The 26,668-nt window shown below is 53.0% G+C and carries 30 protein-coding genes, 2 pseudogenes and 2 riboswitches; of the genes and pseudogenes, 21 read left to right on the top strand and 11 right to left on the bottom strand.

Translation table 11 applies throughout. From position 1 onward, the window contains the following. Positions 1-8: 8 nt before the first annotated feature. The gene (solA, locus tag DEP07_RS20305; RefSeq protein WP_122966259.1) at positions 9-1,145 is read right to left on the bottom strand and encodes an N-methyl-L-tryptophan oxidase; all 1,137 of its coding nucleotides are present in this window, start codon (positions 1,143-1,145) and stop codon (positions 9-11) included. 238 nt (positions 1,146-1,383) lie between these two features. On the opposite strand from solA, the gene DEP07_RS20300 reads away from it, so the two are divergent. The 5 genes from DEP07_RS20300 (at position 1,384) to motB (ending at position 6,486) form a co-directional block, all read left to right on the top strand. Next, positions 1,384-3,111: a methyl-accepting chemotaxis protein gene (locus tag DEP07_RS20300; protein ID WP_274874898.1), complete on the top strand. Its 1,728-nt coding sequence runs from the start codon at positions 1,384-1,386 to the stop codon at positions 3,109-3,111. Positions 3,112-3,205: 94 nt separating this feature from the next. Next, positions 3,206-3,808 carry a flavin reductase family protein gene (locus DEP07_RS20295; RefSeq protein ID WP_122966257.1) on the top strand — a complete coding sequence of 201 codons (603 nt, stop codon included), beginning with the start codon at positions 3,206-3,208 and terminating at the stop codon, positions 3,806-3,808. A 173-nt stretch (positions 3,809-3,981) separates the two neighbouring features. Next, positions 3,982-4,713, top strand: coding sequence for a ZIP family metal transporter (locus tag DEP07_RS20290; RefSeq protein ID WP_063230543.1), 732 nt, complete (start codon positions 3,982-3,984; stop codon positions 4,711-4,713). A 155-nt stretch (positions 4,714-4,868) separates the two neighbouring features. Continuing rightward, on the top strand, positions 4,869-5,684 hold the full coding sequence (gene motA / locus DEP07_RS20285; protein ID WP_122966256.1) for a flagellar motor stator protein MotA: 816 nt from the start codon (positions 4,869-4,871) through the stop codon (positions 5,682-5,684). Next, complete coding sequence (gene motB, locus DEP07_RS20280) at positions 5,677-6,486, top strand: flagellar motor protein MotB (protein WP_063230540.1); 810 nt, start codon at positions 5,677-5,679, stop codon at positions 6,484-6,486. Before motA ends, motB begins: the two co-directional genes overlap by 8 nt. A 28-nt stretch (positions 6,487-6,514) precedes the next feature. Here motB and DEP07_RS20275 read toward each other — a convergent pair whose 3' ends face one another. Continuing rightward, on the bottom strand, positions 6,515-6,937 hold the full coding sequence (locus DEP07_RS20275) for a winged helix-turn-helix transcriptional regulator (RefSeq protein WP_122966255.1): 423 nt from the start codon (positions 6,935-6,937) through the stop codon (positions 6,515-6,517). A 158-nt stretch (positions 6,938-7,095) separates the two neighbouring features. On the opposite strand from DEP07_RS20275, the gene DEP07_RS20270 reads away from it, so the two are divergent. The 3 genes from DEP07_RS20270 (at position 7,096) to DEP07_RS20260 (ending at position 9,725) form a co-directional block, all read left to right on the top strand. Then, a complete protein-coding gene (locus DEP07_RS20270; RefSeq protein ID WP_173598667.1) occupies positions 7,096-7,650 on the top strand; it encodes a DJ-1/PfpI family protein in 555 nt (184 codons plus the stop codon). Between the two features lie 184 nt (positions 7,651-7,834). Beyond that, positions 7,835-8,797: a hypothetical protein gene (locus tag DEP07_RS20265; protein ID WP_173597126.1), complete on the top strand. Its 963-nt coding sequence runs from the start codon at positions 7,835-7,837 to the stop codon at positions 8,795-8,797. Positions 8,798-8,915: 118 nt separating this feature from the next. Next, a complete protein-coding gene (locus DEP07_RS20260; protein WP_173597125.1) occupies positions 8,916-9,725 on the top strand; it encodes an alpha/beta hydrolase family protein in 810 nt (269 codons plus the stop codon). A gap of 116 nt (positions 9,726-9,841) precedes the next feature. Here the strand turns inward: DEP07_RS20260 and DEP07_RS20255 are convergent. Beyond that, positions 9,842-10,167, bottom strand: a pseudogene (locus DEP07_RS20255) (arsenate reductase/protein-tyrosine-phosphatase family protein); the annotation flags it as partial. Positions 10,168-10,366: 199 nt separating this feature from the next. Further along, positions 10,367-10,470: riboswitch (guanidine-I (ykkC/yxkD leader) on the top strand. A gap of 103 nt (positions 10,471-10,573) precedes the next feature. Here DEP07_RS20255 and DEP07_RS20250 point away from each other — a divergent pair. The 3 genes from DEP07_RS20250 to DEP07_RS20240 all read left to right on the top strand — a co-directional run bounded on the left by DEP07_RS20250 (position 10,574) and on the right by DEP07_RS20240 (position 12,332). After that, complete coding sequence (locus DEP07_RS20250; RefSeq protein WP_122966250.1) at positions 10,574-10,927, top strand: DMT family transporter; 354 nt, start codon at positions 10,574-10,576, stop codon at positions 10,925-10,927. Continuing rightward, a complete protein-coding gene (locus tag DEP07_RS20245) occupies positions 10,924-11,238 on the top strand; it encodes a DMT family transporter (RefSeq protein ID WP_122966249.1) in 315 nt (104 codons plus the stop codon). The genes DEP07_RS20250 and DEP07_RS20245 overlap by 4 nt, the downstream gene beginning before the upstream one ends. Positions 11,239-11,354: 116 nt before the next feature. Then, positions 11,355-12,332, top strand: a complete 978-nt coding sequence (locus DEP07_RS20240; protein WP_122966248.1) for a cation diffusion facilitator family transporter — start codon at positions 11,355-11,357, stop codon at positions 12,330-12,332. Positions 12,333-12,490: 158 nt separating this feature from the next. On the opposite strand, the gene DEP07_RS20235 is transcribed toward DEP07_RS20240, so the two are convergent. The 4 genes from DEP07_RS20235 to DEP07_RS20220 form a co-directional block, all read right to left on the bottom strand. Next, positions 12,491-13,831, bottom strand: coding sequence for a hemolysin family protein (locus DEP07_RS20235; protein WP_122966365.1), 1,341 nt, complete (start codon positions 13,829-13,831; stop codon positions 12,491-12,493). A 224-nt stretch (positions 13,832-14,055) separates the two neighbouring features. Continuing rightward, on the bottom strand, positions 14,056-15,171 hold the full coding sequence (locus tag DEP07_RS20230) for a site-2 protease family protein (RefSeq protein WP_122966247.1): 1,116 nt from the start codon (positions 15,169-15,171) through the stop codon (positions 14,056-14,058). A 66-nt stretch (positions 15,172-15,237) separates the two neighbouring features. Continuing rightward, on the bottom strand, positions 15,238-15,537 hold the full coding sequence (locus tag DEP07_RS20225) for an iron-sulfur cluster biosynthesis family protein (protein ID WP_063230523.1): 300 nt from the start codon (positions 15,535-15,537) through the stop codon (positions 15,238-15,240). A gap of 109 nt (positions 15,538-15,646) precedes the next feature. Then, positions 15,647-16,000: a DUF3905 domain-containing protein gene (locus DEP07_RS20220; protein ID WP_122966246.1), complete on the bottom strand. Its 354-nt coding sequence runs from the start codon at positions 15,998-16,000 to the stop codon at positions 15,647-15,649. A 230-nt stretch (positions 16,001-16,230) separates the two neighbouring features. On the opposite strand from DEP07_RS20220, the gene DEP07_RS20215 reads away from it, so the two are divergent. After that, positions 16,231-17,067, top strand: a complete 837-nt coding sequence (locus DEP07_RS20215; protein WP_122966245.1) for a glycosyltransferase family A protein — start codon at positions 16,231-16,233, stop codon at positions 17,065-17,067. A gap of 29 nt (positions 17,068-17,096) precedes the next feature. Here DEP07_RS20215 and sspK read toward each other — a convergent pair whose 3' ends face one another. After that, positions 17,097-17,228 (bottom strand): small acid-soluble spore protein K, encoded by a 132-nt coding sequence (sspK, locus tag DEP07_RS20210; RefSeq protein ID WP_063230518.1) that lies wholly within the window; start codon positions 17,226-17,228, stop codon positions 17,097-17,099. Positions 17,229-17,327: 99 nt separating this feature from the next. On the opposite strand from sspK, the gene DEP07_RS20205 reads away from it, so the two are divergent. The 3 genes from DEP07_RS20205 to DEP07_RS20195 are packed head-to-tail and all read left to right on the top strand — an operon-like array spanning position 17,328 to position 17,980. Further along, complete coding sequence (locus DEP07_RS20205; protein WP_173597123.1) at positions 17,328-17,606, top strand: DUF3886 domain-containing protein; 279 nt, start codon at positions 17,328-17,330, stop codon at positions 17,604-17,606. Then, on the top strand, positions 17,606-17,752 hold the full coding sequence (locus tag DEP07_RS20200; RefSeq protein ID WP_167470376.1) for a hypothetical protein: 147 nt from the start codon (positions 17,606-17,608) through the stop codon (positions 17,750-17,752). Before DEP07_RS20205 ends, DEP07_RS20200 begins: the two co-directional genes overlap by 1 nt. A 51-nt stretch (positions 17,753-17,803) precedes the next feature. Further along, positions 17,804-17,980: a hypothetical protein gene (locus DEP07_RS20195; RefSeq protein ID WP_167470375.1), complete on the top strand. Its 177-nt coding sequence runs from the start codon at positions 17,804-17,806 to the stop codon at positions 17,978-17,980. Positions 17,981-18,029: 49 nt separating this feature from the next. On the opposite strand, the gene DEP07_RS20190 is transcribed toward DEP07_RS20195, so the two are convergent. From DEP07_RS20190 to DEP07_RS20180, 3 genes are read right to left on the bottom strand one after another with little or no spacing between them, the layout of a single operon-like run. Then, a complete protein-coding gene (locus tag DEP07_RS20190; RefSeq protein WP_122966243.1) occupies positions 18,030-19,220 on the bottom strand; it encodes an ABC transporter permease in 1,191 nt (396 codons plus the stop codon). Further along, positions 19,217-19,936, bottom strand: a complete 720-nt coding sequence (locus tag DEP07_RS20185; RefSeq protein WP_122966242.1) for an ABC transporter ATP-binding protein — start codon at positions 19,934-19,936, stop codon at positions 19,217-19,219. The genes DEP07_RS20190 and DEP07_RS20185 overlap by 4 nt, the downstream gene beginning before the upstream one ends. Before the next feature lie 40 nt (positions 19,937-19,976). Continuing rightward, on the bottom strand, positions 19,977-21,254 hold the full coding sequence (locus tag DEP07_RS20180) for an efflux RND transporter periplasmic adaptor subunit (protein WP_122966241.1): 1,278 nt from the start codon (positions 21,252-21,254) through the stop codon (positions 19,977-19,979). A gap of 201 nt (positions 21,255-21,455) precedes the next feature. Here DEP07_RS20180 and DEP07_RS20175 point away from each other — a divergent pair. The 6 genes and pseudogenes from DEP07_RS20175 to DEP07_RS20155 all read left to right on the top strand — a co-directional run. Beyond that, positions 21,456-22,805: pseudogene (locus DEP07_RS20175) on the top strand (glucose-6-phosphate isomerase); the annotation flags it as partial. Between the two features lie 21 nt (positions 22,806-22,826). After that, entirely contained in the window at positions 22,827-23,045 is a 219-nt protein-coding gene (locus DEP07_RS27770) for an excisionase family DNA-binding protein (protein ID WP_307723370.1), read from the top strand. Between the two features lie 64 nt (positions 23,046-23,109). Continuing rightward, positions 23,110-23,226: riboswitch (TPP riboswitch) on the top strand. Between the two features lie 127 nt (positions 23,227-23,353). Continuing rightward, the gene (gene thiO, locus DEP07_RS20170; RefSeq protein WP_122966240.1) at positions 23,354-24,490 is read left to right on the top strand and encodes a glycine oxidase ThiO; all 1,137 of its coding nucleotides are present in this window, start codon (positions 23,354-23,356) and stop codon (positions 24,488-24,490) included. Between the two features lie 78 nt (positions 24,491-24,568). Beyond that, positions 24,569-25,513, top strand: coding sequence for a hypothetical protein (locus DEP07_RS20165; RefSeq protein ID WP_287102935.1), 945 nt, complete (start codon positions 24,569-24,571; stop codon positions 25,511-25,513). 130 nt (positions 25,514-25,643) lie between these two features. Further along, positions 25,644-26,042, top strand: coding sequence for a YugN family protein (locus tag DEP07_RS20160; RefSeq protein WP_173597119.1), 399 nt, complete (start codon positions 25,644-25,646; stop codon positions 26,040-26,042). A 165-nt stretch (positions 26,043-26,207) separates the two neighbouring features. Next, on the top strand, positions 26,208-26,657 hold the full coding sequence (locus tag DEP07_RS20155) for an NUDIX domain-containing protein (RefSeq protein ID WP_287102934.1): 450 nt from the start codon (positions 26,208-26,210) through the stop codon (positions 26,655-26,657). Positions 26,658-26,668 lie beyond the last annotated feature (11 nt).

The following is a 26,668-nucleotide window of genomic DNA, read 5'->3' as shown; positions in this document are numbered from 1 at the left end:
GTTGATCGTCAGGAAGAAAAGCGGCTGAGCGAAAAGATGGACAGATCGAGCGTGGAAGTTCCGTCGAGGAGCAGCTGGCTCGTCGCCTCCCCTACAGCGCTGGCGAATTTGAATCCGTGACCGGAAAAGCCTGCGGCAAAGACGATGCCTGGATGCTCTGGATGACGATCGATGACAAAATGCTCGTCCGGCGTCATCGTGTAGATGCAGACCCTGCCTTGGCGCAGCGCCCCCGCCGCTTGCGGCATGTACGTCTCCAGAAACCCCCGGACATCCCCTTCATCAGACAAAAAGCTGCCGAACGTCCGCTCCAGTGTGTCAGGGTCGATAGCTTGTCCGCCGTCATGGCGGCCAATTTTGACGCCGCTGCCATCGATGCTGGGGAAGCCGTAGTAGATAGAATCACTGAGCTGAAAAACAAAGGCAGGAAAGCGATCGGAGCTGTACAAGCTTTCTTCCGCTCCGAACCAGGCCACGGTTTTGCGCGTGGGCACAAGCGGAACAGACAAGCCGAGCGAGTGCAGCAAGGGTGAGTTCCAGGCTCCGGCGGAAACGAGCAACTTTTTCCCGCGGTAGCTCTGCGAGTCTGTATGCACGATCACGTCTTCTTGATCCGTCTGCAAGCTGGTCACTTTGGTGTGGACAAGCAGTTCGGCGCCGGAAGCTACGGCGAGATCGCGGTAGGCGCGAATGCAATTTTCCGAGTACAAATATCCGGAAGCAGGTTCCAAACAGGCGTAAAAATCGTCAGGCAGGTTGATCCCGGCCCACCGTTCCCGGACTTCCCGGGCAGAGAGCACTTCGAGCGGCAAGGAGTAGCGCTCCGCACTTTCCCGCACTTCCTGTAAAAAAGCGCAGTCTTTCGCGCCAGCACTAAGCACACCTGTCTGGGAAAACAGCTTCATCCCGGAAGCTTCCTCAAGCTCTCTCCAAAGCTCCTGTGCCCGCAAGGCGAAAGGGACATACTGCTTGCCTTCTCCATAAGCGTGGCGAATGATGCGGGTATCTCCATGGTGGCTGCCCATCGTGTGCGGCGGGTCAAAAGCGTCAATCATCAGCGTGCTGACCCCGCGTTTGGCCAAATAGTACCCGGCCGCCATTCCCATTGAGCCAGCTCCGACGATAATCACCTCGTATGTTTGCATAAAGTTCTCCTCCTCTGTGAATCTGACCGACGAGCTTTTGCTTTTCATCCATTATAATATAGAGCTTGTGTTTTCATAGTGGCAATAAAAAGACGATTCAGACAATATTCTTTTCAAAATTTCGCGTTCCGTTTTTGTGTCAGAGCGGGTACAATTTGAACGGACATGTTTACCCCGAAATTCAAACGGGAATAGGGTCATAACGAGATCATACAACGTCAAGAAAAGTGGTGTTTTTATGAGATGGACGATCGGAAAAAAGCTCGGCAGCGCGTTTGCACTAATTCTCATTGTAATCGCATACATGGGAGCGATGAGTACATACAAGACGAGCCAAATGAACAGCAAAGTGGAAGAGATGAAAACGGTCTGGCAGCCGGGCATGGAAGAGATTTTGAAAATCAATTCCACGCTGGAAACGATCTACGGTTTGGATCAGACGATTCTCAACGCGGAGACGATTGCAGAAAAAAACAAATACGCTGGGCAAATTGATGAACACTTCGTATACATCGACGGGCTTTTGACCAGTTACGAAAAAACGATTTACAACGAGGAAGACCGGAAAAATTTCGATGGTTTGAAAGAAACCATGAAGAAGTACGAGATTTTCAACAAGGAATACGTGGAGATCGGAAAGAAGATGGACGTCAAGCGCGGGGCGACGCCGGAGGAGCTGGCCGAGCTGGGCAATGTGCGTAAAAAGGCGAGCGAGCTGTTCGGTGAGCGCAAGAAGTACATCGATGCGATGATCGAGTTCAACAGAATGGGGACGGAGCGCGCGGGAAGAGAAAGCGCCGAACTGTACGAGGCGCTCAAACGGGATAATCTCATTACGCTTGCCATTTCGGTCGCAGGGTGTCTGCTTCTCGCCCTCTGGCTGACGCGAAGCATTCGTGGCCCGATTTTGCGTCTGGTTGCGGAAATGAAGGAGGTAGCAGGAGGAAATCTGCTGGTGAAGCCAATGGTTGTCAAAAGCCGCGACGAAATCCTCGATCTGGCCAATTCCTTCAACGAGATGACCGACAGCCTCAAAGGCGTAATCCGTCAGGTTAGCGTCACATCGGAGCAGGTAGCCGCATCGGCGGAGGAGCTGACGGCAAGCTCTGAGCAAACAAGCCGGGCGACAGAGCAGATTGCAGTGACGGTGCAGGAAGTCGCTGCCGGTACGGATCGCCAGGTGAAAAGCGTGGAGCAGGGAGCGCGGGCGATCGACGATATGTCCCGGGGCATTCGTCATATCGCGGGGAACGCCCAACAGGCATCCAACATGGTTATTCAGGTTGCGACAATGGCGGGAGAAGGAAATCAGTCCATCCAGGCTGCCGTCTTGCAAATGAACGCCATTCACGATTCGATTCGCGAATTGGCAGGTGTAGTCGATGGACTGGGCAGCCATTCGCAAGCCATCGGTCAAATTATCGAAGTGATTACAGGCATCGCGGAGCAAACCAACTTGCTTGCGCTCAATGCTGCTATCGAGGCTGCCAGAGCAGGAGAGCATGGGCGCGGCTTTGCGGTCGTTGCCGATGAAGTGCGGAAGCTGGCAGAGCAGTCGTCCCAATCGGCGCAGCAGATCGCGCAACTGATCAAAACGATCCAGACAGATACAAAGCTGGCAGTAGAATCGATGGAATCAGGAACGAAGGAAGTGCAGCAAGGGATTCTCGTCGTGCACCACGCAGGCGAGACTTTCGGGCAAATCCAGATGTCGATCACGTCTGTAGCGGATCAGATGCAGGATGTGTCCGCAGCAGCGCAGGAAGTATCCGCGCACTCCGAACAAGTCATCAAGGCAATCGAGCTGGTCAGCGAAGTGTCCGAGATTGCGGCAGACGGTACGCAAAACGTCTCGGCGGCTACAGAAGAGCAGCTCGCCGCGATGGAGGAAATTACGTCTTCCGCGACTGCGCTCTCGAACATGGCAGAAGAGTTGCAACATATGATCAGCCGATTCAAAGTATAAGAGACTGGCAAGCATACTTCGAGAACCATCGAAATGTTCTTCTACTAAAATGAATGCATAAAGCGTTTATTTTCGTATGAAGGAGGTTTCGTCGATGACGAGCCATGTTGCGATCCAGCCAAAAATTTTGTACTACGGTACACCTGTTGTTTTGTTAACTACCGAAAACGAGGACGGGACGACGAATATCAGTCCCATCTCCTCCTCGTGGGCGCTCGGCTATCATGTGATTCTCGGGCTTGGATACGGGTCGCAAGGACTGGAAAATTTGCGCCGCACGAAAGAGTGCGTGATCAATTTGCCGGAAGCGTCCATGTGGCGGCAAGTAGAAGCGTTAGCCCCGCTGACGGGCCGCAATCCGGTGCCAGCGTACAAACAGGAGCTGGGCTTTCGCCACGAAGCGGACAAGTTCCAGGCTGCCGACCTGTTCGCTCTGGAATCGGAGCTTGTGCGGCCAAAGCGGGTCGGCAATTGCCCGCTCCAGCTGGAGGCGGTCGTGAAAAACATCCGCATTCCCGACTACGCCGACTTTTTTGCCATCGTGGAAACAGAGGTCAAGCGTGTGCATGCGGACAGACGAATTGTGCTCGGTACGAATCATATCGATCCTGCGGCGTGGAATCCGTTGATCTACAATTTTCGTCATTACTTCGGGCTGGGAGACGAGCTGGGCAAAACGTACCGCTCGGAAACATAAGATTCTTTTTTGAGAAAAACGCCAGTGCTCCTGGCGTTTTTTTGAAGCGACAAAGTGAAATTTTTAACATGTTTCCCCTGATTTTATTATAAGCTAACAAAAGGGATACTCACGCCCCTTCGAAACGTGGACAAGAACAGATGACAAACAAACGACTCGTGGAGGAACCTTGCATGGAGCAGCTTTTAATGGGGAGCTTTCTGTCCGCGATGGCAACGGGAGTCGGGGCTTTGCCGATTCTCTTTTTCCGTACGGTCACACACCGTTGGCGGGATATTCTCCTGGCCTTTACCGCTGGCATCATGGTGGCGGCAGCGACGTTCAGCCTGATTCCCCAGGCGATGTCCAACGCCCCGTTCATTATCGTCTGTCTGGGCGTGCTTACCGGGACGCTTTTTCTGACTGTCCTGGAAAGCGTAATTCCGCATATTGATCTGGAGCATACGAGGGTCAACATTTCGATGGACTCCCAGGCTCTGCTGATTTTGATGGCGATTACTTTGCACAATATACCCGAGGGACTGTCCGTCGGGGTTAGTTATTCCAGCGAGCAGTCGGAGCTTGGCGGCTTGATCGCGTTTGCGATTGGCCTGCAAAACGCGCCCGAAGGCTTTTTGGTGGCGCTGTTTCTCATCAATCAAAAAGTGAGTCGGTTCAAAGCCTTTTTGCTTGCGACGATGACCGGAGCCGTCGAAATCGTTTCCGCGATTTGCGGCCATTATCTCACGGCGGTGGTCAAAGGGCTGGTGCCGTACGGGCTGGCTTTTGCCGCTGGCGCCATGCTGTTTATCGTGTACAAGGAGCTGATTCCGGAAAGCCACGGAGACGGCCATGCCCGTTCCGCGACTTTTTCGTTTATCGTAGGATTGCTGGTCATGATCGGCCTGGTGCAGCACTTCGGTTAAACGGGTCAAAGCCCACATCTACGATCATTTTGTCCTCTCTATTAGTTTCTTGCGAAAAGATGCGGATTTTATGTAACTACCCCTCACAAAAGTGGCGAAAAATACCGAAACCATAATATAGATAAATTTCGATTATGGTAATAGGGAGTGTCACGATGGAAAAGTCTACCTTGATAGGTATAGTCCTAGGTATTGTCGCAGTAGTGGTCGGGATGATCTTGAAGCACGCGAGTCCCTCGGCCCTGCTGAATCCAGCAGCGTTCATGATTATCATCGTAGGTACGATTGCCGCCCTTTTCAATGCATTTCCCATGTCGGAAATCAAAAGGATTCCTGCCCTTTTCAAGGTGATTTTTAGCGAGCAAAAACTCCCTGCCAAAAGGGAACTGATCGGTCAATTCATGAACTGGGCATCTATCGCCCGTCGTGAAGGCTTGCTTGCTCTGGAAAACACGTCTGATGAGATCGAAGACCCGTTCCTGCGCAATGGCATGAAGATGATCATCGACGGTGGCGAGCCGGATTTCGTCCGCGATGTTCTCAACGAGGAAATTCACGCGATTGAAGAACGCCACCAGGCTGGCGCCCTCGTCTTCAGCCAGGCGGGCAGCTACGCTCCGACCCTCGGGGTATTGGGAGCGGTAGTTGGTCTGATTGCGGCACTGGGTAACCTGAGCGATATCGACGCCCTCGGTATATCGATCGCGGCTGCGTTCGTAGCGACTCTGCTCGGTATTTTTACCGGTTACGTGCTGTGGCACCCATTCGCCACCAAGCTGAAAAGAAAATCCAAGCAAGAAATCGAAATCAAGAAAATCATGGTGGAAGGACTTCTGTCCATTCAGGCAGGTGTTTCTCCGGCTGCCATCGAGCAGAAGCTTCTGGTGTACATCCCGTACAACGAGCGCAGCGAGATGAAAGAAGAAATGAAGGAAGAGAAGAGGGAGGAAGGAGCTGCGGTAAATGGCTAAGCGACCAAAGAGACATGCTCAGCACGAAGAGCATATGGACGAGTCTTGGCTGATTCCGTACGCGGACTTGCTCACCCTCCTGCTCGCTTTGTTTATCGTATTGTTTGCCTCCAGCGAAATGGATGCCAAGAAGTTCGACCAGATGGTTCGCTCCTTTAACGTTGCGTTGAACGGCGGCGTGGGCGTTTTGGATCAGCCTAGCCCGATTCCACTCGATCCGAACATGATGCAGCAAACCGTACATAAAGGCGCACAGGAAGCGGAAAAGCAGAAGACGGAAGAAGAGAAAAAGCTGGAAGAAGCAGTCCGCAAAGAAACAGAGGACTTGAAAAAGCTGCAAACGCAGCTGGAAGGCTACATTCAGCAAAACAAACTCCAGGACAAGCTCCAGACGAAGCTGACCGAGGAAGGACTTCTCATCACGATCCTGGACAACGCCTTGTTTGATTCGGGAAGCGCTGTCCTGAAGCCGGAAGCGAGAACGCTTGCTACCGAAATGGCAGCGATGCTCGTTCCTCACCCGAAAAAAGTGACCGTGACCGGACATACGGACAACGTGCCGATTCATCGTGCGGAGTTCCCGTCCAACTGGGATCTATCTGCCAAGCGTTCCGTCAACTTTTTGAAGGTGCTTCTGGAAAACCAAAACCTGAACCCGACGAAATTCAGCGCGACTGGCATGGGCGAATACCATCCGGTAGCTCCGAACACGACGGCGGAAGGCCGGGCAAAAAACAGACGGGTAGAGGTCGCCATTTTGCGAGATTTGGCTTCCCCGCCAAAAAACAGTGTCAATCCGTAAACAAAAAGGATAGCGCCTCAGTCGGGTGCTATCCTTCTTTATTTTGGGGCGATACCGGGCATTCGCAGGCAGGAGTGGTTTGCTCGCCCAATTCCAGTTTCAGCTGCTCCATCCGTTTTTCGCCCCACTCGTACATTAGCTCGATGATCGGCAACAGCGTCATTCCCAGCTCGGTCATGGAATACTCCACCCGTGGCGGAACTTCCGGATAAACCTCGCGATGGACGATCCCGTCCTCGATCAGCTCCTTGAGCTGGCTCGTCAGCATTTTATGCGTAATTTTCGGAAACAGGCGTTGCAGCTCGCTGAAGCGATGCGGGCCTTCTACGCCCAAGTGCCATAAAATGACGACTTTCCACTTCCCGCTGAACATGGACAGCGTCAGTTCCTTGGAGCAAGTGAAATCGCCGTTGCGGATTTTTTCCATCGTTTCTTTTCTCAGATCAAGCATGGTTTTTCTCCCTTTGCTACAGCATTGTCCATAAGTATCCTTTTGGTAACTACCGCACAAAAAAGTGCATTCTTATGTTGGCTGGCGCACGCCTGTATAATAAGCCTTGTTGATACGCAACAACCTCATTGCTTATAAATAAAGGAGTGGAAGCCGCCATGGCTAAAAAAGTATTGATTCTGACAGGCGACGCAGTGGAAGCGCTGGAAGCCTACTATCCGTATTATCGCTGCCTGGAGGAAGGCTTGGAAGTGACCATTGCCTCGCCAACTGATAAGAAGGTGCTTCATACCGTTGTGCACGATTTTGAAGACTGGCAAACTTTCACGGAAAAACGCGGCTACCAGATCGAAGCACATGCGTCGTTCGAAGAGATTGATCCGCAGGAGTACGCTGCCCTGATTATTCCCGGCGGACGCGCCCCTGAGCATATCCGGCTGCACAAAGATTTTGCCCGGATCGCCCGTCATTTCTTCCAACATGATAAACCAATTATGATTTTGTGTCATGCGAGTGTGGCACTTACGGTAATTGCAGACGAAATCAAAGGACGCGAGATGACCGCATATTTTGCCTGCCGTCCAGAGGTTGAAGCGGCTGGAGCGAAGTACATCGAGACGCGCTTCCACGTAGATCGCAACTTGATTTCCGGGCACGCCTGGAACGATCTGCCTGCTTTGATGAAAGAGTTTATCAAACAGGTCAACGCGTAACCATACAGCGAAGAGAAAAGCCGATTCCCGTTAGCTGACGGGTTTCGGCTTTTTCATTTTTAGTGAACACAAATATTTTCCAGGCAATTGCGTTACAAAACGGCAGTTGTTGCGTCCTAATAGGTGCAAGTCAATTTTTCGCCTGTACGATACAGGCATGGGATCAACTGGGAGGCGTTCAGAAATGTTGAAAAAAATCATCGTGTTAGGTTCGGCACTGGCAATCGGGGTTACGGCTTATTCCGTCGTGACGATTGTGCAGCAGCCATCCAGCGCCGCAGCAGTGGAAAAACCGGCAGTTGTTCAAAGTTCAGTGAGCGAGCAATTGAAAATGCTGGAGAGCGGGATTATTCCTACTTCTGCATACGATACGGCCCAGACTTGGGCAAAGGCTGTCAAACTGAGAAACGGTGCGCTGCAATACGCGCTCTTGACAGAGCAGGCGCGTTCTGGGCTGAAAGCTCCTCTGGAGAACGCCCATTGGGTGACAGGCGCATCCAGTCCGTGGGTGGAAGGCTTTACGGTCGCAAGCATAACGGATGATTCTGTTGGCAGCGGGCAAAATCAAAAGCTGAAATACCAGATCGATTTTGACCTGGTGACTTCCACAGGCAAATTCGGCACGGATCGGGCGATTCTCGTCGTGAGCCAGCAGGGTGACCAATGGTTCGTCGAGAGTGTTGCACCTGCATCGGACAAATCGGTAGGCATCTGGAATACGCCTGAGTCGTTGAACGATCAAAACATCGAGAAGACTTTCGAAGCGATGAAGGCTTACGACAGCAAGCTCGGCTACCGGATTTTGTTGCCGGAAAAAGTGATGGGCAAGCTGAAAATCGCGGAAGCGACATTGCCAAATGAAGAAGGCAACCCGTCTAGCGTGCAGTTTTACTACAAGGACACAGTAGCCAAAAAGGACGTTCCGTTGGCGACGGTTGTCCGCTTGACGAAGGAGCAGGCGAAGCTGCCTTATTATCAAGAGCATCCTTTCCTGACGAAAATCGGGGAGAACAAAGAGGGCGTCTTTTACTCGCTCTATCCAAGCGAGCACCAGTATGCTGGCAACGAAGAATCCGAGCAAGGACGGGAATGGATGCAGCTGCTTGAAGTGCTGCAAGCAAGAATCGGCAAATCGCTTCAGCCATAAAAAGAGTCGCCTGTGCCAAAACGCAGGCGACTCTTGACAGTTTCGCCAGGACAGGAGATAATATAGTCAATAACAAAGTAAACTACTCGGAATACTATAAATAAAAGAGGTGAGTTCTTTGGAACGGACATTACATATTCCAAGCGAGACAGTTATGTTGACGGGAACGTTGCATGAGCCAGAGCAGCAAAACGGCAGGACGGTTGCGAAATACCCATTGGTTGTCATCTGCCATGGCTTTATCGGCAGTCGAGTCGGCGTCAACCGCTTGTTTGTAAAAGCCGCCAGAGAGCTTGCCGCTCACGGGTTTGGCGTTTTGCGCTTTGATTATGGCGGATGCGGAGAAAGCGACGGGGATTACGGAGCAGGCGGGCTGGACGTTTTGCTCAAGCAGACACGCGATGTGCTCGATTACGCTGCTGCGCTGGAACGGGTAGACCAGGAACGGATTATTTTGCTCGGGCACAGCCTTGGCGGGGCTGTCTCGGCCTTGACGGCAAGTCAGGACAGACGGATTCATTCCATGGTGCTGTGGGCTGCGGTAGCCCAGCCGTTTGAAGACATCGTGCGGATCGTCGGGGAAAAAGAGTATCAGGAAGCACTCTCTTTGGGGAGCACCGACCATAATGGCTACTTGCTTTCCGGACGCTACTTCCAGTCGTTGAACGGTGCTCAGCCATTGCGCCACGTCAAGCAGTTTGAAGGAGATGTGCTGATCCTGCACGGCAATCGCGATGACGTCATTGCAGTCGATGCGATGTTTCATTACGAGCGGGAGCTGCACTTGCGCAGAAGGGGAACGTGCGAAAAAGAAGTGATTGTCGGCGGCGATCATACATTTTCTTCCGCAGACAGCTACAGCAAGTTGATCGGCAGCACGGTAAGCTGGCTGGGCAGGCTGTGGGAGGAAAAGACCGTAGCTGTGTAAAAAAAGAAGGGATGCCCCCAGACGGAGGGCTATCCCTTTTTGCTTTTGATCTCTGCCAAAAGGCCGCGGCAGCCAGCTTCCACCAGATCGTATACGTAGGAGAAACGCCCGGTGTAGTAAGGGTCTTCCACGTTTTGCTCCTGTACGGAGCTGGCGAAGTCCAGCAGGCGGTGCACATTTTTGCCTGACGGAGCCATTTGGGTGAGCGCCGCCAAATTTTCTTCGTCCATGCAGACGACATAGTCGTACTCGGAAAAATCGTGGTGCTTGATTTGCCGGGCGCGCAACGTGTCGTGAGCGATCCCTTTTTCGTCGAGAACCTGTTGGGTGCCTTTGTGCGGACGCTCTCCGGCATGCCAGCCGCCGATCCCGGCAGAGTGATGCTGATTTCTTTGCTCAGCCCTTCCTGTTCGACAAGATGGCGAAAAACAGCTTCTGCCATCGGGGAGCGGCAAATATTTCCCAGGCACACAAACAATACATTCGTCATCGGCTTATTCTCCTTGCTTGTTTTCGTTTGGGACGAGCTTTTGCTTTACGTAAGTTAGAATAGCACAAGTAGCTGCCCTTGCGAAAATCTTGCAAAAATCGTTTGGCTTTTGCTACAATAGGAGCCAGTTGCCCATGAGTCAAATTGCATATGTTGAGTTTTCTAGGGTTCCGCGAGCCAGACAGTGGCCGGACTGGACCGAGAGAAAACCCACGGCGTTTGCCGTGTACACGGAGGGATAAAAGCCCGGGAGAATATCTGTAACGGTATTCGCCCGTGGCTTTTTTTGCATGTGGGAAAAAGCCCGGGTGAGCCTGCGAGTTGCACTTGGGGAACGATATAAAAAGGAGGGGTTACGATGCAAAAAAACTGGCTGCTGGTCGTGCTTGCCGCCGTGTTTGAGGTGATGTGGGTAGCAGGGCTGAAATACGCGGACCAATTGTGGGAGTGGGCACTGACGGCGATTGCTATTATGATCAGCTTCGCTGTGTTGATCTACTCAGGCAAACGGCTGCCGACGAGCACGGTGTACGCTGTCTTTGTCGGGTTGGGCACGGCGGGCACAGTGATTGTTGAGATGGCTTTTTTCGGGGAGCCGTTCAGTTGGATGAAAGTTGGGCTGATTGCTCTGTTGCTGGCGGGCATCATCGGCTTGAAGGTGGTCACGCATGAACATGGAGGAGATTCGCACAAGGAGGGGGAAGTTGCATGACATGGGTATCGTTGATTTTTGCCGGGTTGTTTGAAGTGGTAGGCGTCATGGGGATTTCGCAGGTGAACCAGCGGCCGTCGCTGCGTTCATGGGCTGTTCTGCTCGGCGGATTTTCGCTCAGCTTCATTTTGTTGTCGATCGCGATGAACGGGATTCCGATGGGTACCGCCTACGCCGTATGGACGGGAATCGGCACGGTAGGAAGCGCCTTGGTCGGAATGCTGTTTTACGGGGAGCCAAAAGATGCGCTGCGGCTTGTTTTCATTGGGCTGGTCATCGTGTCCGTGGCGGGGCTGAAATTGTTGGCGTAAAGGCTGCCAAAGCGGTCGGCGCTGCCTTTTTCCTTTTATTGAAAAAGGAACGACGTGCTTTCACGGGGAATAATAAACGAAGAAACAGGATTTTTCCCGAGGAGGATACGGGCAGGATGAGTTCTTTTTGGACAACGTTAAAAAAGGGAAACACATCTTCAGCGACAGCAGCTTTGGGCAATCTCGGCCTGGCGATTGTCAAGGGCTTTGCCGCAGCCTACAGCGGCAGCGGGGCGATGTTCGCTTCGGCTATGCACTCGATTGCGGACGCGGTCAACCAGGGCTTTGTGTTTTTCGGCAGCGTACTGGCGGAAAAGAAGCCGACGCCGCGCTTTCCGACCGGATTTGGTCGGGTCATCAACCTGTTTTGCATGATCGCAGTCATTGTCGTAACGATCATGGCGTACGAGACGGTCATGGAAGGCATTCATCTGCTCAAAGAGCCTGCGCACGCCAGCCACTTCTGGCTTAATTTTATCATCTTGTTTCTGGCGATTGTCGTAGATGGCTTGGTGTTGGTCAAGGCGATGAAAGAAATCGTGCACGAGACTCGCGTCGAGGCAAAAGGCTGGGGGATTGTGCCTGCTGCGTTTCGCCATGTGGGACGCGCGGCGCCGCCGACACGGCTTGTCTTTTACGAAGATATCGTAGCGACGACGGGAGCGCTCCTGGCTCTGATCGCGGTAGTGGTGACACAGTTTACGACGTTTGCCTTGCTCGACGGTATCGCTACGATCATGATCGGCATTTTGATGGTCGGGGTGGCGTTCAAGGTAGGATACGACAACATGGTCGGCTTGATTGGGGTCGCCGCTCCAAAAGAAGTCGAAGACCGGGTGGCAGCGATTATTTTTGCTGATCCGGATGTGACGGATATCAATCGCCTGCGAATTGTCCAGGAAGGCCGCTTTTACCACGTAGAATGCTATGTCGAGCTGCGAGCGGGTCTGACTCTTGCGGTAGCGGACGACATTAAATACCGCATTCGCGACAGTCTGCTGACCGATCCTGATATTAGTGACGTAACGATGGGCATACTGGAGGACAACGGCGTGCAAGACTGGAAGCAGTCGGATGGCTTGGAAACGACTTGACTCAGCCGAAACCAAAACGGAGATGCACATAACAATACAGCTGTGACCGTTTTGTTGACCGCAAACAGAATCATCCAATATCTAGAAAAACATCGAGGCGTTTTTCACACAAAAAAAGCCACTCACCCTAGTTGCTAAGGGGAGTGGCTTTTCGTTGATCAGGAAACGGTCAAAAGCTCTTCTTGCTGCGGCGATTCGTCGTTTTTAATCGGCGTAATCAACACGCGGGTGACACGGTGATTATCCATTTGCTTGACGGTGAACAAGTAGTTTTCCCACTCGACTGTAGCGCCTACCGCGATATCTTCTTCCAGTTGACTGTACAGCCAGCCGCCAATCGTGTCTACATCCTCGGATTCCAGCTCGAACGGGATATGATCGTTCAAGTCGGCGAGCGTCAGCATGCCGGAAACGGAGAGGCCGTTATCCAGCTTTTCGATCTCCGGTCTTTCCTCGTCGAACTCGTCCTGGATATCTCCGACGATTTCTTCCAGAATGTCCTCCATCGTTACCAGACCAGCTGTACCGCCGTACTCGTCGATGACGATCGCGAGCTGCGAGCGCTTTTTCTGCATCAGGCGCAGGACTGTGCTGATCTCCATGGTTTCCGGAACCGTCAGAACAGGGCGGAGCAACGAATCCAGCTTGACACGTCCGTCTTGCAGGGCCGCCAGGTAAAAATCGGTGGCGTGGACAAAACCGATGATGTTGTCTTTGTCCTCAGCCGCTACAGGGAAACGGGTGTGTCGCTGCGTGCGGATGATCTCCAAGTTTTCTTCAAATGTATTCGTGCTATATAAGCAAACCATGTCAATTCGCGGGATCATCGTTTCCCGGGCCAAGGTTTCGGAAAAGTCGAAAACGTGTTCCACCAGCGACAATTCAGTCTGGTCAATATGACCGCTTTGGTGGCTTTGGTTGACGAGGATGCGGATTTCTTCTTCGGTATGAGCTGCTTCATGTTCCGAGATCGCTTCGAATCCAAGTCGTTTCATCAGGGCGTTGGCGGTTCCGTTCAAAAACCAGATCGCCGGGTAAAGCATTTTATAGAAAAACATCAATGGCGCGGCAACCCACAGCGAAGTTTCTTCTGCTTTTTGAATAGCCAATGATTTCGGAGCCAGTTCACCCAAGACGATGTGCAGGAAGGTAATAATCGCGAACGCTATACCAAAAGATATCGCAGAAATCGCATAGGCAGGCAATCCTGTTGAACCAAGCAGCGGTTCGACGATCATATGGGCGATAGCCGGTTCCCCGACCCAACCCAGTCCGAGCGAGGCGAGAGTAATCCCGACCTGGCAGGCAGACAGATAGCCATCCAGTTTTTGCGTTACTTTTTGAGCGTATACAGCGCGTTTGTTTCCTTCATTCACTAATTGTGTCAAGCGCGTTTGCCGCACTTTGACGAGAGCGAACTCTGCGGCGACGAAGAAGCCGTTCAGAAAAACAAGAAATATCACAAGCAGCAGGTTGAGCACTATCGGGACGTTGTCCAAGTAAAAAGTCATCCTCTCTGGAATTTTATGAAAGTACACTCCTATTTTACTCTGTTTGGCGCCAACTCTCAAAAGCGATAAATCACCATGGCGGGCGTTTCTGACCTCTTGCTGGGGAAGAGCGACTCTCAGGTATGCGTAGCGCACGTTTTTGCGCCCACAGAAGGTCACAGAAGGTCAAACGTCCGGTCCAAACGAACCGGACGGTCGGAGCAAAGCCTGGATTAGCGGTGCAAAAGCTGCTGTCCGTAGACGAAGAACGCCGACAAAACAGCGGCCAGCCCGAGGTAAGCAGCCAGCACTTTCCACTTGGTCGAGGCCGGAGCGACATAATACGTTGTCAGCCGATGCATTTGCTCATCGACTTCCGCCAGCCGCTGGCGAGCTGCCTGCTCGGCTTCTTGCAGTGCCTGGGACGGAGCGGGACGCAGCGGGTCCGACTCGATGAACATGATCGGCTCGCGCTCCCATTGCTTGAACAGTTCCCATTTTCTGTTCATATACACTTTATCCAGCCGCTTCTGGTCGCGTGCCAGCCGCTTTTCGTCATGCAGGAACGGGACGAGGAAGCGTTTGTCCGGCTCAGCCTGATTCAGTGCGCTTACCTCTTCGTTCATGCTGACGCGCATGTCCCATGTCGTTTCCAGTTCAGGCCATTTGGCGATATCGTGCATGAACTTTTCGATTTGTTCCCGTTCGTATTGCAGCACCTGATGCTGGTAGTTTTCACGCAGGCGGTTCCACCAAGTAATCAGACCGAGGATGAAGATGAGTCCCATAATCGGGCCTGGATTGGTAAACAGCATGATCCCCAGACCGATCAGTCCAACGAACCAGATTTTTGTGGAAAGCACAGAGACAATCCGTCCGCCATCCAGCGGGGAGACGGGCAACAGATTGAACAGGTTGAGTACGGCACCGAGGTAGATAACCAATGCCCAGAACGGGTCCTGCGTCCACCAGTAAAGCGGCAGGGCAGGCAAAAAGGCAATCATCCCGGCAAGCGGTCCGCCATAAGCGAGATACGCTTCTGTTTTCGCATCGCGCGGCATGTCTTTCATCGATATAAAAGCACCCGCAAACGGGATGAAGACGGCTGGCGAAGTCGCAATGCCCTTGCGCTTGGCAGCGATGACATGCCCCATCTCATGGACGAAAATCAGGTAGACGATCGCCACGGCAAACTTCCAGCCGTAAATCATGGCGTACGCCCCGAGGCTGACGATCATCGACAAAAGGGTTGCGCCGAATTTGGAGAACTTCAAAATACCGATTAACCATTTGAAATTGGCCAGCAAAAAAGCGCCGACGGCCAAAAGAATCGAACCGCTCTTTTTCATGAAACGCTCCTCCCATACGTCATGGCAGTCTCTCTTTCATACGGATGACGCCCAGAAAAGTTTCTGCTAGTCCGCCAGACGCGGGTTGAAGAAGCGAAAGCCGTATTCGCCGTATGTAGGGTCAAAGTCAAGCTGACCGCCATCGAAGTACCAGAAATCGGCAGGGCGGATGACAAAGCGCAAGCCCTCCACTTCGAAAATGGCGTCGTCAGGCATGGCTTCATCTTTTTCAATCGCGTAGAAAAGCCCGCCCGTTCCAGGACCGCTTGTCCGCACGTACAGGCGAAGCGTGTCACCTGGACGAAATTCGGAATATCGTTGATAGGCGAGCGAAAATGCAGGCGCTATCGCAAGTGTGATGCTCATGGGCCAGCTCCTTTCTGTCTCTTCAAGCCCATTGTAACATACAAACCAAAAACACCCATTCGGTCAGTGTGTCTTTTCCGAATGGGCGATTTTTTTCAAGACAGCTCAATCAATCCTTGCCTTTGCTGACATCTTTCGTCGGATGCATAAAGCGGGCATTGCCTATGGGCTTGTCTTCCAGCAGCTCCTTGTTTTCGTAGGAGTTCCAGCCGATATCGTTGGTGGGATGCACCCATTGGTCGCCCGCCATGATGGAAGGGTCCGTGTCCGTGCTCCAGTTGTTCAACGGGGATTCTTTGGACTCGTACAAGCTGTCTCCGATCACGACGCCAAATTCGTTGACAAAAGGTCGCTGGATGGAGCGGGACGATTTTTTGAAATCAGGGGCGCTGATCTGATGCGGCAAGGTTCCGTCGAGGGAAATATCCTTTGTTTTTTCACGATGCTTCTGGTCGTTGTCCATTCGTTGAACCTCCTTTATCCACTTATCCATACAGCCGAAAGGTTCGCCAAGAGAGGCAGCCATCATTTTTAGCATGCATCACACTTTCGTTGCTTATACGGTGGCGGTCGGGTCGTGAGCCAAGCCCAGCCCAAATGATGGTCTGCCGCATATGCTACAAAACAAAACGGTAACATCCACTTTCATGAAAAGCGGCTTGACGTTTTTCACAGAAAAAGGGGGGAGATTCGATGCTGACAAGTGTCGTCATTCCTGCCAAAGATGCAGACGATCAGCTCTTGTATACCCTGTTCGGCTTCAACCTGCAATTTTGCGCGTTTGAACAGTTTGAGGTGATCGTCCTTGACAACGCTTCAACGGACGAGACGGCGGAAAAACTGTCCCGATTTACCGCCCATTTTTCGTTGAACTATGTGCGGCTTCGCAAACAAAAGCCGCTCGCCTATTTGCTCAATTCGGGGATCAAGCTTGCGCGAGGCGAACTGATTGTGTTTCTGGCCAGCCACATGCTTGTTCCGCGTTCATTCATCGGCGTCCATCAGCAGGCGCATGAGAAAGCCAGTCAGCTCGTCTTGCTCGGACAGGATCGTAAGCGGATATATTCCGTGTATGAGCCAGGGTTTACGGAGATCCAGCACGCGGAGTGCCAGCTTTGGCTGGAGCAATACCCGCACATCAAACGGCCGCATACGCTTGTCAAACCGATCCCGCTGCTGGAAGAAAGCCAGATCGTAAACGAATTGCCTTTTCATATCGGCTTGCCTTGTCCGATGGCGCAGAAGCGGCTGGCAATCCGGGAAAAATACGGGCCGCACCTTACGCGTTATCGCTCGCCATGGGCGCTGTTTGATACCCACCACGTCTCGCTGCGCAAGGAACACTTGCTTCGGGCCGGGTTGTTCAAGGAGCTGCCGCGCATCGCCATGGAGCGGGATTTGGCCAAAAGGCTGGTCAAAAACGGTTGCCGCTTTCAACTGGATGACAAGCTGACCGTCCTGAGGCAAGAGTCGGTGCAAAAAAGAGCCAGTCCGAAGAGCATGTCTCCCAATAAAAACCGCCGGGCGTGACACGCGAGCCCGGCGGTTAAACTTTTGGCCTAACGGTTTTCTTTTAACCTTTCTTGTGGTTCACTATTAATGGAACCGTTGGAACGGATGGCCTCGGATTGAGCTTTCGGGCCGCGGATTTCTGCGGTTTTTCCAAAGTCTTTTGCTTTGTTGCGCACCATGTTTCGTCCTCCTCTCAATGCGAAGCTTACAAGTAGTATGACCCAAAACGGGACGGAGAATGAGGGCGTTAGTTCGATAGGGAAAGGATGGCAGTTCAAATGGCAAAGAAAAAACAAAAACAGCAACCAAACCAGCGTCACACGCAGGAAGCAGCAACAGAAGCGAAGGCTTCGCTTGGCAGCTTGAAGGACATGCTGAACGCAGATGCGGTATCGAAGCTGAAGCAGCTGGAAAAAGACATGAAGTCAGAAAACGAGCGGAAGGCAAAGGAAGCTGAAGAACAAAGACGCCGCGAACAGGAAGAACGCGAGCGCAACAAAAGCTTTGCCGAGCTGCTGGATGACTATGAGAAAAAAGGCGGAGGCAAGTTCAGCTGATGCGCGACGACAAACAACCGGATCGTCCGGATACTTCGAAAAACGGCCTGATGAAAAAGCGACAGCTTGCGCTTAAAGACGAGGCGCTCAAGCAGCGCGGTCGCCAGGTGCTTGGCCGGTTGGGGAAAAAGCAGCCCAAGGAGTGATTTTTTTCCCTCCATCCCCATATAGCTAGGAGAGGGGAAAGGAGGGAGATCATGGGGACAATCCTGCTCCTGATCAGTCTCCTCTGTGTAGCTGTAGGCACCTGGAAGCTGAGCGGTATCTACAAGGCAGACAAGACTGACAGCAAAACGCTCTGGTGGACAGTCGCGAGCGTCGGGATTGCGCTTTTTTTTCTTTTGAAGCTGATGACAGATACGTTTCCAACATAAACATGCACCTGTGGCGAAAGTTGCACAGGTGCATGTTTTTTGCATCGGTCTATTCGTAACGCAGCGCTTCGATCGGGTCGAGCTTGGCAGCTTTGTTGGCTGGATAAAGCCCGAAAAAGATGCCGATAGCGCTGGAGAAGCCAAACGCGATAAATACGCTGTTCCACGATAGCAGCGGTGGAAGGTTGGCAAAATGCGAGATCAAGGCGGCGATGCCAAGTCCGCACAGGACGCCGACCAATCCGCCGATCAGGCAGACGATGATGGATTCAATGAGAAACTGAATCAAAATATCGCTTCGCCGCGCCCCCAGCGCTTTGCGAATCCCGATTTCCCGCGTGCGCTCGGTGACGGAGACGAGCATGATGTTCATGACGCCGACCCCGCCGACTACGAGCGAGATCCCGGCGATGATGCTGAAAATCAAGGTGAGCGTGCCTGTCAGCTGATTGAACTGGTCAACCGATTCTTGCATGCTGCGAACCATGTAATGGTCGTTCTTTTGGTGTTTGCGCGTCAAATATTGCTTGGCCTGCTGCATGGCCGAGTTGACGGAAGCTTTGTCGACAGCCGTACCCATAAACGAATGGATCGACGGTTCTTCCAGCAGGGAGTTGTAATACTGGATGGGAACTACGGCGCCGAATGTTTCCTGGCCCATGTCAAACTTGAATTTTTCCTCTGAGTACGTGCCGATGACGACGAGGGAATTGTTTCCCCAGCGAACGCGCTGACCGATCGGATTCATTTGTCCGAACAGCTTCTCGCCAAGCTTGTCCTCCAGCACGACGACAGCGCGCTGTTCCTTGTCATCGGTATCGCTGAACAGGCGGCCTTTTGTTACTTTCATTCTTTTCTGGATGTTGAAATAATCCGCCGTGGTGGCGGTCAGGTTGGCCCGCTCTTCTTTTTTCGGCCCCTTCAACTCGATTGTCGTTCCGCTGTAAGGGACGATGTACTCGATTGCCGGACTGATTCTGCCCAGGACAGCAGCGTCATCGATAGTCAGGTCGTCGGATTCGATTTTTTCTTTTGTCTCCCAGTTAATGAAGACGTTGAAGGTGTTTTGCCCGAATTTTTCCATCTCGTCGTTGATTGCTTTTTGTCCGCCTTCTCCAAGCGCGGTAACAGCGATGACAGAAGTAATCCCGATGATGATGCCGAGCATGGTCAGGGCCGAGCGCATTTTGTTGGCCCAGATGCCCTCCAGTGCGGTGTAAAAGCTTTCCATAAAATTCACGTGACAATCACCTCGTCATTCGGGGTAGAGAAAACGCGTTCCTCTACCCGCTCATCGCGGATGATGATGCCGTCTTTGAACGTGACGATTCGCTCGGCGTGCTGGGCGATGTCCATCTCGTGCGTGACGAGAATAATCGTGACGCCTTGAGCGTGCAGTTCCTGAAAAATCGACATGATCTCGACACCGGAGCGACTATCGAGGTTTCCTGTCGGTTCGTCTGCCAAAAGGATGGCGGGACGGTTGACCAGCGCTCTGGCGATGGCGACGCGCTGCTTTTGACCCCCGGACAGTTGAGTAGGCTTGTGGTGCATGCGTTCGCCCAGCCCTACTCGTTTCAGCGCTTCTGTAGCCCTGTTGCGCCTTTCCGAACGGCTGACGTTGGCGTACATCATCGGCAACTCTACATTGTGCAGGGAAGTGGAGCGGGCAAGCAGATTGAACGACTGAAACACAAAGCCGATTTTTTGATTGCGTACGTAGGCGAGCTGCTTGTCATTGAGGCTGCTTACCTCAATCCCGTCGAGAATGTAGCTTCCCGTGTCCGGGCGATCCAGACAGCCCAGCATGTTCATGAACGTCGATTTCCCTGATCCTGATGGTCCCATGATGGCGACGAACTCGCCTTGTTCCACCAGCAAGGATACACCTTTCAAAATAGGGAGGGTGCTATCGCCAGTCTTGTATGATTTCGTCAAGCCTTCTACCTGAAGCATTGTCGGCTGACCTCCTTTTTACGTGGAACACATCCAGTCGTTACATGCCCATTGGTGCGGGACCGCCGCTCATCGGCATGACAGGCGCTCCTTCACTCAGCGCTTCAACAGGTCCCAAAATGATTTGCTCGTCTCCGTTCAGACCTTGCTTGATGTGGGAGAACAGTTCATTTTCAGTGCCTGTGGCGACTTTCTGTTTCTTGGCGATTCCGTTCTCGGATATCCAGACGAAAGTGCTGCCGTCCGCTTCCTGCTGGATAGCTTCGATCGGAACTTGCAGAGCGTTATCGATTTTTTCCGCCAAGATGTTGATGTCCACGTGGAAGCCTGGCTTGAGCGCGCTCAAATCTCCTTGCGGCTTGAGGATGACTTTGACGCGGGTCTTCTCACTTTGGCCCGAACTGCTTTGGCTGGTGGTTGCGATCGGGGCGATTCGGGTGATCTGGGCATTCAGCATTTGTTTGCCCAGCGTAATGCCTTCGATGGTCGCCGTCTGTCCGAGCTTCAGCTTGCCGACATCCGATTCGTTGATGTCAGCCTGAATGAGCAAGTTGTCGAGATTAGCCAGTGTCAAAATTTCCGTGCCTTTGTTGACGTATTGGCCGTTGTCCGCCGCGACGCCAATAACGGTTCCGTTCGCAGGTGCGACGACAACGCTCTGGACGCGTTCTTTTTCCAGTTGAGTCCGTTCGACGGCCAGTTTGTTGATTTGTGCCTGCTGAGCGGCGATGTCTTCTTTGCGCGGCCCTTTTTGTTTCAGGGCGGACTGTTGTTTCGCCACATTGAGGGCGGACAGCGCGTTGTCCAAGATAGACTTCGCCTTGTCGACTTCCTGCTGAGTCGAAGCGCCTGAGGAGAACAATTGATTCATCCGGTCGTATTCTCGCTTGGCCGCATCGTACTCGCGCTGTGCCTGCGTGACCCGCTCGCGCTCCTGTGCTACTTCTTCCGGTTCTACGCCGATCTGGGCTTTGGCAAGATTGGCTTTTGCGACTTCCATCTGCGCTTCGAGATCAAGCAGTCTGCTGTCCACATCGGTCGTATCAATTTTGGCGATGATCTGGCCTTTTTTGACCTTGTCGCCTTCTTTGACGACGAACTCGCGCAACGTGCCGTTCACATTCGCATACTGCTTCTGCTTGTCCTCCACGATGACGATTCCGGAGGTCAAGATTTTGCTTTCCAGAGCTGATTTGGTCGGTGTTCCGATGTTGACGGGCATGCCCATGGCTTGCTGAGAACCCATCATGTTGAGTCCAACGAACCCTGCCCCTAACAGGACGACAACGGAACCGATGATCCACCACCGTTTTTTCATTTTCATTTCCCCTTGTTGTTCTAAAAAGAAACCATTATTTCATTGCTCGAAGTAGTTTTACGGAAGGCATGGAAAAAGGTAACACTTTTGCCGAATCGTTCACGATTTGCTCACATTTTGCGATGTTTTGACGGAAAGTAACTTTCTCGCTTTTTGCGTGATAAGATAAGAAAATAGATGACGTTCCTTGGGAGGGGAGCCATGAACCAAGCGATTCGATTTGATTATTCCAATGCACGCGGCTTTGTGAGACAGCATGAATGGGAGCAGCTTGCGCCAGCAATCGGGCAGGCGCATGAAATGTTGCACAAAAGAACGGGTCCAGGCAGAGACTATCTTGGCTGGGTAGATTGGCCGAACAAATACGACCGCGTCGAGTATGAGCGGATTCGCCAGGCGGCGGCACGTATCCAGGCTGACTCAGATGTGCTTTTGGTAATTGGAATCGGAGGTTCATATTTAGGAGCGAAAGCTGTACTGGACGTATTGGGCCACAGCTTTTACAACTTGCTGCCGAAGTCGAAGCGGCGATCGCCGGAAATTTATTTTGTCGGCAACAATATTAGTCCGGTGTATATCTCTCATCTGATGGACGTGTTGGAAGGCAAAGACGTCTCCATCAACGTCATCTCCAAATCGGGCACGACGACAGAGCCTGCTATAGCTTTTCGGCTGTTGCGCAATTGGCTGGAAAACAAGTACGGCCGCGAGCAGGCGAAGAAGCGAATTTACATTACGACGGACAAAGCGCGGGGGGCCTTGAAAAAGCTTGCGGAAGATGAGGGCTACGAGAGCTTTGTCATTCCCGATGACATCGGCGGGCGTTTTTCTGTCCTGACAGCAGTCGGACTATTGCCGATCGCCGTGAGCGGCGCCGATATGGATGCCCTGATGAAAGGAGCGCAAGATGCGAGCGAGCGGTACATGGTCATGGATTTGGCCGAAAATCCGTGCTACCAGTATGCGGCGATTCGCAACGCCCTGTACCGCAAAGGCAAAACGGTGGAGCTTCTGGTCAGCTACGAGCCGCAGTTCCGGTTTTTCGCCGAATGGTGGAAACAGCTTTTCGGGGAGTCGGAAGGCAAGGATGGCAAAGGAATTTTTCCCGCCGCTGCCGAATTTTCCACAGACTTGCATTCCTTGGGGCAGTACATACAGGACGGCATGCGACACTTGTTCGAGACAGTGGTAACCGTAAACAAGCCAGCCATCGATGTCACGGTAGAAGAAGACCCGCTTGATGTGGACGGACTGAACTTTTTGTCCGGCAAGCGGATGGGATTTGTCAATAAAAAGGCTTTCGAAGGGACGGTGCTCGCCCACGTGGATGGCGGCGTGCCGAACCTGCTTGTCGAGATGCCAGAGGCGACGGCGTATCACCTCGGGGCCTTGATCTACTTTTTTGAAAAGGCGTGCGGAATCAGCGGCTATTTATTGGGCGTCAATCCGTTTGACCAGCCCGGGGTGGAGGCGTACAAGGCCAACATGTTCGCTCTTTTGGGCAAACCTGGATTCGAGCAGCAGAAAGCGGAATTGGAGGCAAGATTGCGCGATAACAAGACATATTTGACCGTGGAAGAGACAGCAGCGTACTTGGAGCTTCCGGAAACGTTTATTTTGGAAAAGATTCACCAGGGCAAGATTCGCGCTCTGCACGACGGCTACGAGTACGTCATCAACAAGGAACAGTTCAACCATCATATGGAAGAAATGCGCAAGCTCCGCGAGTTCGAGGAGGCAGCGCGCCATGAGACGGTTCCGGAGAGCTACGATGTAAAAGACGAGGATTGAGCGTATAGCATCTTGTCACTGGCGGCCAGGAGGACTATACTTGGTTGGTGAAATGAATATGTAAAGAAGCAACTTGGGGAGTCCTTCACGCGGGGCTGAGAGGATGGAAGCATACGACCGTCGACCCATTGCACCTGATCCGGATCATGCCGGCGCAGGGATACGGTTGCCGGCGAACAGCGCTTTTTTCTTTGGCTATACGGCGTATGAAGCCCACCTTTTCCTGCTTGGGAACGGGTGGGCTTTTTGTATGTTGCCCTGTTCAACTTGGATCAGGAGAGAGATCACAACAGCGAGGAGAGAAAAACGTGGGCGATTGTCTCATAGTGGGTGGAGGAGTTATCGGTTTAAGTCTGGCGTATGAATTGTCGCGCAGAGGGATGGGCGTCACGTTGGTTGAGCAAGGAGAATGGGGCGGACAGGCGTCCTCGGCAGCAGCGGGCATGCTCGCGCCGTTGAAGGAGTTTACAGCGCCCGGTCCCATGCTCGATTTCGGCATGACGTCGCTGGCTTATTATCCGCAGTGGGCGCAAGAGTTGGAGGAGTTTACCGGGGGCGATGTACAGCTCAGCCTGGAGGGGCTGCTCACAGTCGCGCTCGACGATGGTGAGCAAGCACAGTTGGCAGAGAAATTTCGCTGGCAAAAGGACGCGGGGCATAGCGTGCACTTTTTGACGGAAAGGCAGCAATTGGCGGAGGTGGAGCCGCTGTTGACAGACAAAGCGCAGGCAGCGATTTACTCCCCGTACGAGGGGCACATCAACAATCGCATGTTGCTTCGCGCTTTGGTGACAGCGTGCAAGCTGCAAGGAGTTGTGCTGCATTCCGGCTGTGTCGTGAGCGGCATCGCGGTAAAAGGCGGGAAAGTAGTTGGCGTGGACAGCTCGCTCGGGCCGTTGCGCGCCGCGCATACGGTGATCACTTCGGGAGCGTGGGCAGGTGTCATGCTGGACTTGCTGGGTGTGTCGGTTCCGGTGCGTCCGGTTCGCGGTCAGATTGCCGCTGTTTCCTCTGTCGGCATTCCGCTGCGCACCGTCATTTTTGGCACGACGGGATATGTGACGCCGAAAAAAGACGGCAAAATCGTGCTTGGCGCAACAGAAGACGAGAGCGGCTTTCAGCGCGAAGTGACGATGGCGGGGTTAGCCAGCATCCTGAACGGGGTCATGCCGTACGTTCCGGCCTTGCATTCAGCCGCTTTTCTGGAGGCGTGGGGCGGATTGCGGCCAGCTACGGCGGATGGCAAGCCATTGCTTGGGCCTGTACCTGGATGGGAAGGGCTGTCGATTGCCGGAGGGCACTTCCGCAACGGCATTTTGCTCTCGCCCGCCACAGCGAAGTGGATGGCGGACTATCTGGAAAAAGGAGAGCGGGAGCAGCTCGCCCCGTTTTTGCCTGCGCGCTTCGTAACAGAAGAAAACGTCAGCGCACATAAAATGGGCTAGTCTTGCCTGCAAACCGGAACACCTCCCCATGGGCACATGTATATGGTAATAAAGAGCACCAGAAGGGGAGGAGTTTCCATGCAGGATGAAAAAAACCTGTACCAGGCTGACGTCCAGACGGTCAGTCTGATCAAGGATATGCGCGAAAATGTGCACAACATATGCAAAGAACACGTCGAGAAAAAAGTGCGCATTGAAGCGATAGACGGCCAGATTTTTGAAGGCGTGATCGTGGATTTTGACGATCAGAATGTATACGTTGAAGTGGACGACCCGGATGCGGAAGAAAACGACTATGAATATGAAATCGAAGAGGTAGCCAGCCGGAAATCGCCCGGCGACTGGGGAATGCATCAGGATTGGAATCCTTACGGAGGGTATCTCCCCTACGGCGGCTATCAGCCGTACGGCGATGTCAGTCCGTTTAGCAGCAGCAGCCAGCCAAATCGGCGACCTCCAGGGGGGCAAGTCAGTCCGTACTCCGATGACTGCTATCCTTACGCTCCGATGACTCCGTTTGGCAGTCCAGGTCAACCGTTTGGTCAGGTGAGTCCGTTTGGCAGCCCGGGTCAACCGTACGGTCAAATGGCTCCGTTTGGCAGTCCGGGTCAACCGTTTGGCCAAGTGAGTCCGTTCGGCAGCCCGAGTCAACCGTACGGCCAGATGAGACCATTTGGCAGTCCGAGCCAACCGTACGGCCAAGTGAGTCCGTTTGGCAGTCCGAGTCAGCCGTTTGGTCAAGTCAGCCCGTTCGGCAGCCCGAGTTTTCCGTACGGCCAGATGCAGCCGTTCCCGGACGGCAATCCATTTTTTAGTCCGTACGGCGGATTCAACCCGTACATGAGCCCTTATCCGCCTTTCCCGCCGCAGCCATGGTATCCGTTTCCGCCGCCACCACCGCCACCGCCAGTTCCTCCGGCTGCGGTCGTCGTGCCGAAAAGAAGGCGACGTCGTCCTTGCCGCAGAGGCAAAAGAATCATTCCACTCGCTTTGTTTACATTGCTTACGATCGCCCTGCTCTAAAATTGGGAGCATGCAAGCCTCTTTGCCAGCGGGGCTTGTTGTGCGTTTGAAGAGCACGGCTGTGCGAGTACAACCTGCCCTTTTGTCGCACACTATCCATAAAATGTGACGAAGGCAGGAGGATTACCAGATGAAAAAAATACAGAGCAGTCTCCCCGGAACGAAGGCGACGTTCGGCTACTTTCGCGAGTCGCTTGAGCCGCATTTTACGCTGGCTAACTGGGACTATGAGCAAGGCTTTTTTGACCGGACGCTGGATGATCAAAACATGGTCTACCTTCGCTTGCCTGTAAAAGTTTTGCAAGGGGAGCTGGACAGCCCGGATGCGTGGCTGGAGCTTGGCGAGCCGTTTGTGTTGCGGCACGTGTACAACACAGGAGTAGAAGAAGATATCGGGTACTACGCGCCTGTCGCTTCGGCAGTGATGAACCAGTTTCAGCAGCCGATCGACAAGGATGCCGACATTGACCCGAGATGGATTCGCAAGGCGGAGGCAATCGTGAAAGAGCTGGAAAATCGCCTTGGATGACGGGTGGGCCTTGCATGAGGCCCGCTTTTTCTTTGCTTGGGGCAGCGTCGTGACTGCTTTTGTCTGACTGGCCTGATACATGGCGAGTGGGCAGGGAAGCATTTCCTGTAAACAGAATGATAAGGGAGAAACCGTGACAAAGACGTTCTGACAGGAGGCGATGGCATGGCGTGGTACCATGCAATGGCAAAATGGTATTGGAAGGTACGCAAGCCGTTAACTCTCGGGGTGCGGCTCATCGTAGACGACGAGCAAAAGGGCGTCTTGCTGATTCGGCATACATATGTTTCAGGCTGGTATTTACCAGGCGGCGGAGTGGAAAAAGGCGAGACGTTTTGGAACGCAGCGCGCAGAGAGCTTAGGGAAGAATGCGGCCTGACTGTGACCAAGCTCAAGCTCTGCCACTTGTATTACAGCGAGCGTGAAGGCAAAAGGGACCACATCGCCTTGTTTCATGCCAGCGCCGCACGCTCGGAATCCGGAGGGGCAGATGGGAATGAAGTCAGGGAGATGCGCTACTTTTTATGGGATCAGCTCCCTGCGGATATGACCCCGTCAACGCGCAAGCGACTGGAAGAATTTCGCGCGGGATCGTTCCAGGAAGAACGCTGGTAAAATCCATTTCG

This window comes from Brevibacillus sp. (assembly GCF_003521185.1).
Taxonomy (GTDB): Bacteria; Bacillota; Bacilli; order Brevibacillales; family Brevibacillaceae; genus Brevibacillus; species Brevibacillus parabrevis.
Note: the sequence above shows the minus strand (reverse complement) of the source record. Positions and strands in the feature narration are given on the sequence as shown.